The 6,455-nt window shown below is 43.8% G+C and carries 7 protein-coding genes; 1 reads left to right on the top strand and 6 read right to left on the bottom strand.

The window, feature by feature from the left end; translation table 11 throughout:
• Positions 1 to 16 precede the first annotated feature (16 nt).
• The 3 genes from AB4323_RS10270 to AB4323_RS10260 form a co-directional block, all read right to left on the bottom strand.
• Positions 17 to 385 carry a hypothetical protein gene (locus AB4323_RS10270; protein ID WP_032545629.1) on the bottom strand — a complete coding sequence of 123 codons (369 nt, stop codon included), beginning with the start codon at positions 383 to 385 and terminating at the stop codon, positions 17 to 19.
• A 15-nt stretch (positions 386 to 400) separates the two neighbouring features.
• Positions 401 to 1,273: a patatin-like phospholipase family protein gene (locus tag AB4323_RS10265; protein WP_017070388.1), complete on the bottom strand. Its 873-nt coding sequence runs from the start codon at positions 1,271 to 1,273 to the stop codon at positions 401 to 403.
• 83 nt (positions 1,274 to 1,356) lie between these two features.
• On the bottom strand, positions 1,357 to 1,695 hold the full coding sequence (locus tag AB4323_RS10260; protein ID WP_372152348.1) for a cytosolic protein: 339 nt from the start codon (positions 1,693 to 1,695) through the stop codon (positions 1,357 to 1,359).
• Between the two features lie 317 nt (positions 1,696 to 2,012).
• Between AB4323_RS10260 and AB4323_RS10255 the strand changes: the two genes are divergently transcribed.
• The gene (locus AB4323_RS10255; protein ID WP_229647239.1) at positions 2,013 to 3,521 is read left to right on the top strand and encodes a DUF3360 domain-containing protein; all 1,509 of its coding nucleotides are present in this window, start codon (positions 2,013 to 2,015) and stop codon (positions 3,519 to 3,521) included.
• Positions 3,522 to 3,617: 96 nt separating this feature from the next.
• Here the strand turns inward: AB4323_RS10255 and AB4323_RS10250 are convergent, their stop codons facing one another.
• The 3 genes from AB4323_RS10250 to AB4323_RS10240 form a co-directional block, all read right to left on the bottom strand.
• The gene (locus AB4323_RS10250) at positions 3,618 to 4,760 is read right to left on the bottom strand and encodes an MFS transporter (RefSeq protein WP_229647238.1); all 1,143 of its coding nucleotides are present in this window, start codon (positions 4,758 to 4,760) and stop codon (positions 3,618 to 3,620) included.
• Between the two features lie 45 nt (positions 4,761 to 4,805).
• Complete coding sequence (locus tag AB4323_RS10245; RefSeq protein WP_065583531.1) at positions 4,806 to 5,537, bottom strand: GTPase; 732 nt, start codon at positions 5,535 to 5,537, stop codon at positions 4,806 to 4,808.
• 75 nt (positions 5,538 to 5,612) lie between these two features.
• Positions 5,613 to 5,756 (bottom strand): hypothetical protein, encoded by a 144-nt coding sequence (locus tag AB4323_RS10240; protein ID WP_157938615.1) that lies wholly within the window; start codon positions 5,754 to 5,756, stop codon positions 5,613 to 5,615.
• Positions 5,757 to 6,455 lie beyond the last annotated feature (699 nt).

Below are 6,455 nucleotides of genomic sequence, written 5' to 3'. Positions count from 1 at the left end.
TAGCAACAAATATAAGCTAAAAACAACTGTACGATTGAGGAACGCGTTTTTCTTCATCCCAGCCTAATAGCTCAATATTGATCAATGACTTGCGCTTCTCATTACACAGTGAAGCGATATTGATGATAGGCAGTTGGCTACGAAACTGCGCTGTAAGGATGACCTTTTTACTTTCGTTAAGGCTGCTTCTGCATTGCGACAAAATCGCTTCAGTATCTAGTTGGTGTGCGTTCTCGATAATTTGGATATCAGCATTCTCTTGATAGCAATCTATCAACCAAGATACAGCAGGCTCTTCTATGCTGGTGAGCACGATGACATCTTTTGTTGTGACCAATTCTTTGAGTTCAGATAGTTTGAGTTCAGTTTCCATAGTTACCCTCATTCAGCAGCAAATACATTAAAGTCGATTGCCCAGTTTAGCCTGTGCTAAGTGGTAGCCTCTGTCGATCATCTCTTGTGAGCGATCAAACTCTAGGGTGCCACAAGCATTGCGTGGGATCTCAAGCGTGATATCGGCGGGGTAAGCGGCCAACTTTTGGCGAGCAATGGTCGATTGCATCGCATCAAATGCTTGGTTGGCAATATCGTAAAAAGCAAAGTTGAAGCTCATTTTGCTTTTTACACTGCTACCGAGGTTATCGATAAAATGCACAACCTTCTCATGCAGGTTGCTCTCTTTTGTTGGCAGGGAAACCGGTATCACTTCCTGTTTAACCATTTCAGGTTCACCACCTAAATTCACAGCCAGTGTAAAGTCTGTATTATCACCAAAGGTAGGCGCAATCGGTACGGGATTAAGAACGCCGCCATCAATCAGCACTTCTCCATTGATAACGTGAGGGGTCAAGAACAGTGGCAAAGAGATAGAGGCGCGAATGGCATCAAACAGAGAACCTGATTGCAGCCAAACCTCTTTTTCATCGGCGACGTTAGCGGCAACTGCGGTATAAGGGATGGGCAGATCTTCAATTGAAATCTCGCCGATCAGTCCACGCAGAGTGTCGATGATCTTGTCCCCTTTGAACATACCACTCGACTGCCATGAAAAGTCCAACAACATCGCCATATCACCTTGATCGATACTGGTGACCCACTCTTCAAATTCATCCAACTTGCCCGCAGCGTAGACACCACCGATAAGTGCGCCAATTGAACAGCCAGAAATGGATTTTATCTGATAGCCATGCTCAATTAACCAGCGGATGACTCCAACGTGAACCAAGCCTCTTGCGCCACCACTGCCAAGTACCAATGAGATCGTTTTTGCCATCATATTAATCCTTTAGTTTTAAATTCTAGGTGGGCTAACTCGCCGATTTACCAATTCGCCGATCTCAACTCACTGAATCACTCTCAGTTCATTCGGGTAATGAAGGTTTGCTCGTCATCCACAAAAGCCACATAGTCGCCGTGATAGATAAAAACCCGACCACGCCCTTCAACGATACACGCAAGCTGTGGGTTCAAATCTTCTTCAATATCTCTACTTTGAAAAGTGCCGGTATCGGTGATCACACCGCGGAGTTTAGGCAAAAATCCATAACTGCGTTTGGCTTGATCAATCAGGCTCAACTCGCTGGCGGTAGAAAAGCAAGCTGGGATTGGGCCTGCATCTTCGATAAACATAGTTTTCAGTTCTTCAAAGGCTGTAATTACCAGCCAGTCGATGCCATTTACGTGATGGATAAACATTGTTTATAAATACCTAGTTTCTCGATAACTCTAATGCGGAGATTCTATCACTATCAAGTGCAGAACGTGGGAGAAATTAAGGGACTACAAATAACCAGACACATACTATCTACAGGGTCTAATACTAGTCGTCCGACTCTACGACTAATGTCTAACCGACTGAGTCTATTTGTTTTTTTGGGTTTGGTATAAGGTACTAACAACTAAATGTTAATGAATGTTTAATTATAAGTTGACGCATTGTTTACACTTCATGCCGTGAGTCAACAACGTTTGTTGGAATAACACACCTCAGAGTGTGAACGAAAGGAATCAAAATGAGCACTACTTTAGAGTCCGCACATATACAAACAGAGAAGCCTCAAGCCAATGAGGATGAACTCACCTATGAACAACAACATAAACCAAGATCGGAATTTGATTCCCGAGAACAGTATCTAGAACACGAATTGCAAATCATGTCGCCTAAGCGCTGGCGTCCAAATTTGCCGTTTAAAGATTATCGATTTGAGATAGAAGACACCATCCCAGCGATGGCGGCGACCATTGGTAAAGTGGTTATGGTGGGCGCTATTGCAGCCACCTTTGCTGGGGCTCTCGGATTAAATGAAGACTTCATTCTAGAAAACGTTCGTTATGAACTCCTCATCGCCTCAGTTTTCATCATCCTTTTCTCTGGCTTCTTACTACCAACGGCTAACCTCGCAGGGACCCACGGCCCACTTATCCCTTTGATTCCGATTGTGGTTGCAGCAGGTGGACACCCGATGGCGTTTGGCCTGTTGATTGGCGCTTTTGGCCTCATCTTAGCCATCAGTAAAGGTGGCAGCATGTTGGCCAACCTCACCAGTAAAGGCGTGTGTGGCGGCTTATTGCTCTACCTCGGCTTTGTTGGAACCGCCTCTCAAGTGAAAAAGCTTTTCGCTTGGGCTGAAGGAATCGGTATGAGCCACATCGCGTTTGTGGTGATCTTTTGCACCATTATCTTGTACGCGCTACTGGAACACTTCCGCAAACGTTGGTTAGCAGTACCTCTTAGCTGCTTGTTGGGTGGTACGATTGCATTTGCCATGGGCGCCCCATTTGCTTTCCACACTGAGCCAGGCTTGCCCAACATGAACCCTATGTATTGGTGGGGAGAAAATACAGGTTGGATGCTAGGCCTACCGACGATTGAACACTTCATGGTGGTATTGCCGTTTGCGATTCTAGCCGTAGCGATGTGGTCACCGGATTTCTTAGGGCATCAAGTATTCCAAAAGATCAGCTACCCAGAACGTACCGAAAAAGTACACATGAACATCGACGACACCATGACCACGGCATCAATTCGTCAAACGTTCGGTTCTCTGCTTGGCGGTACTAACTTTACGTCTTCATGGGGGACTTATATCGTACCGGCTGCGATTGCTAAACGCCCTATTCCTGCCGGCGCGCTGCTCACAGCTCTGTTCTGTATCATCGCCGCAGTTTGGGGTTACCCGATGGATTTAGCTATCTGGCAACCTGTACTGTGTGTGGCGCTGATTGTTGGGGTATTTGTTCCATTGCTAGAAGCTGGAATGGAAATGACGCGTGAAGGAAAAACCACACAGTCGGCAGCGATTGTTGTATTTTCTTCAGCGCTCGTTAACCCAGCATTTGGTTGGGCTCTCACCATGCTGTTGGATAACTTAGGCTTAGTCGGTTGTAAAGAACGTAGTAGTGAACTGAGTAAAATGAGCCGCTGGGTGTTGCCTGGCACTATGTTTATTGTGCTAAGTGGCGTAATGGCGTTGGTTGGCCTTCTACCGGGGATTCCAGCGATTATCCCGAGCTTTCGCTAGGCTCGATTAATATTGAGTTTCAGTCGGACCACAAAAAGGCCTCGCAATCGCGAGGCCTTGTTTTATCTATCAAACCAGTGAGATAAATGAGTGTCGCTATTGTTTCTGTAGCTTATCGAATCCATTAATTCGCAGATGAAGCTGCGTTCCCATAGTCAACGAAACCAACAGACTAATCAAAGCAATCACTGCTCCAGAAACAAACACCCATTGATAACCAGACATCCAGATGATTCCCAACAGAAATGGTAGGAACACCGCTGCAATATGGTTGATGGTGAATGACAAACTCGCCGTTGAAGCCACTTCATCTTCCCGAATTGTCTTTTTAAAGTAGGTGTTCAAAGCAATCGCAAAACTAAAAATGATACTGTCGACAACATACAACCCCGCTGCCGCATAATGATCATCCACAAATGCGTAAGATAGGAACACCAACACTAACGCGGCATACTCAATGATCAAAGCTAGCCTCTCTCCGACTCGGTCGATAAATCTCCCAACATAAGGTAGAGCAAGAGTTGCTGCTAAGCTGGATACCATAAATAAAGCGGCCATCATCGCAATCGTATAGTGGAACTTGGTCACCATCAGTAAGCCAGCAAATGCCACAAAGATCTGTCTTCTTGCTCCACTCAAAAAGGTAAGAATGTAATAGGTCGTGTATTCACGTCGGACAATGAGTTTAGTGTGTTGTTTAACCTCTGTATGAGTATTTTTAAACGTGACCAAGTACACCGCTAGCCAGAAACATATTGCTCCACAAGTAAAGAAAATAGCCTTATCTGAAACGTCAAAAAGATAGCTCGCGACCATAATGCATAGAAAAGTCACCATCGAGAAGAAAGAGGCAGCAGATCGAATTTTCCCCATTGATTCACTGAAGTTCTTAGTCGCTAACAACTGTGTTGAGAGTGATTTGTTCACCGCTTCTAAATAATGGAAACCAATAGACATGATCGTCGTGCTGAAATAGAAGCCATAAATCGAAGGCAAATACCCCGTCACGGCAACGCCTAGCCCTAATATTGCAACCGACAGTACAGCGACTCTTTGTTCTGAAGCGATGAACAACAGAAACAAAACGGTAAATGAGAGCAAGCCTGGGATTTCCCTGACACTCTGCAATACACCCACATCAGCCCCGGTCATACCAACAGTGTCGACAGCGAAGTTATTCATCACGACTCGCCATCCAGTATTCGCTATCACTGACGCGATAGCGATGATAACCAACATCGCGAATGAGCTCCGCGATGTTAAAAGCCTAAGCCAGAGAGTCATTTAAACCGCCGATTCTAAAAGAAAATCATGAATATGATCGCGCATGAATAAAGCCATCGAAGAGAGGTCTTCCCATGTTTCTTTATTCGTGTGGGTAATGCACTCAACAAAAACTTTGCTTAAGTGTGGCTCAGCATGTAACCAACGACTGACATATTTCCCGGTGTAACACACATGCTGCATTTCATCTTCTAAGATTTTTTGAATCGTTGGACGCATTTGTTTCATGTAATCATCGTCAGACTCATCGATGATCGCCAAATGCAGTAACAGTAAACGCCATGAACGTATTTCAATAGAGTGAACCCTAAACAGGAATGTCTTAAGCTCATCGTCAAAGTTCATGACTTTATCTAACTCATATTGAACTTCATGTTCATGCGTTTCTGTCTCGTACCCAGTAAAAGGGATAAGGCTGGCAAACAACGTAGAATGATTCATCTCATCGTTATAATGACGCAACATAAGCGGCCTTAATTCATCATCTGCATACCGCTCTGCGATCATTCGTAACCTTGCCGCACCTTTAGCCTCATCGATTGCATTGTGTAAAAGGTAGTAAGCCATCATCTTTTTATTTTGAAAAATAGTTCGAGCCAAACCATTCATCATCTCAGAAGTGAAAGACAAATCAGATACTAAATATTTCTCAATGCAATCCTTGTATTCTTTTGAAAGACTCACACCTTGGGTGTCAAATAAACTATAGAGACTGTTTTGTATATTATTCATAAACCATTCCTTTCCTCAGCACACATCTTCAATAAGACACTCTCTCGAGTGCCTTATTAAGAGGGAGCAAGCTAATTAGCGAGACTCTTTTTTGTGGTGTTCTGACGGGGCTGGATTCGGTTCAAAAGCAGCATTTGAGCGTACCAGTCTTGGAGGTTGGCTAGAGATATCTTGCTTCTTAAGTTTTAACGATAAAGCCGCTATTAGTTTTCCGTTCATATTCAGATCCTCAAAAATAATGGTATGTTCTGAGCTTGGTAACGATATGCAACTAAGACAAAGAACACAGAGACAATACAACTCGTTAACAAATTGTTACACGATCATTTTTAGAATGTTATTTTTTGGGATTGATAAGTATCCAGGGAGCTTTTACTTCTTTGATAAATTCATTGGAGATTATTATTTGTCGCTGACGATGATGTACAAATCAGGTCTGTGCCAGTTGGATTGAATAATAAGTAAAACAAAGTCACAGACTTGTCGCAGTTAATGAAATTCCGTGGAACGGTTCAATTAAACCCAAACCTCCCCCCTCTAGCTCCCCCTCAAATGGAGTTCACCGATCTCATTAGATATACGTCCGAGGGGGAGAACATTCTTTGGCGCTGCACATGTAGCGATCTGTATTCAGTTCCTCCCCTTTCCCGCTACCAACAAGAAATTGGAGATGTAAACCAAGGGGAGGTTAGGAGGGGATTATAGGTCAAGTCTCATATGCATCTGATTCACAAGCAATAACGCAACTTGTTACAATACCCATAATTAAAAGATGGTCTTATTTCGCTATACTCCGCGCCTAATTCCAGAAACAGACCTAATACCAATGAATATCTTTAAAGCCTTAGCTCTTTCTATAACGCTATTTTTAGTTGGCTGTGCATCTGGTTCAGCAATATGGCGTTGTTGCCTAAATCA

The sequence above is a fragment of the Vibrio sp. 10N.261.52.C11 genome (assembly GCF_041471405.1).
GTDB lineage: Bacteria > Pseudomonadota > Gammaproteobacteria > Enterobacterales > Vibrionaceae > Vibrio > Vibrio crassostreae_C.
Note: the sequence above shows the minus strand (reverse complement) of the source record. Positions and strands in the feature narration are given on the sequence as shown.

Excerpts from the sequence above, each read along its gene's own strand:
- AB4323_RS10265 (WP_017070388.1), bottom strand. The coding sequence starts at position 1,273 with ATGGCAAAAACGATCTCATTGGTACTTGGCAGTGGTGGCGCAAGAGGC.
- AB4323_RS10240 (WP_157938615.1), bottom strand. The coding sequence starts at position 5,756 with ATGAACGGAAAACTAATAGCGGCTTTATCGTTAAAACTTAAGAAGCAA.
- AB4323_RS10255 (WP_229647239.1), top strand. The coding sequence starts at position 2,013 with ATGAGCACTACTTTAGAGTCCGCACATATACAAACAGAGAAGCCTCAA.
- AB4323_RS10245 (WP_065583531.1), bottom strand. The coding sequence starts at position 5,537 with ATGAATAATATACAAAACAGTCTCTATAGTTTATTTGACACCCAAGGT.
- AB4323_RS10260 (WP_372152348.1), bottom strand. The coding sequence starts at position 1,695 with ATGTTTATCCATCACGTAAATGGCATCGACTGGCTGGTAATTACAGCC.
- AB4323_RS10250 (WP_229647238.1), bottom strand. The coding sequence starts at position 4,760 with ATGTTGGTTATCATCGCTATCGCGTCAGTGATAGCGAATACTGGATGG.
- AB4323_RS10270 (WP_032545629.1), bottom strand. The coding sequence starts at position 385 with ATGAGGGTAACTATGGAAACTGAACTCAAACTATCTGAACTCAAAGAA.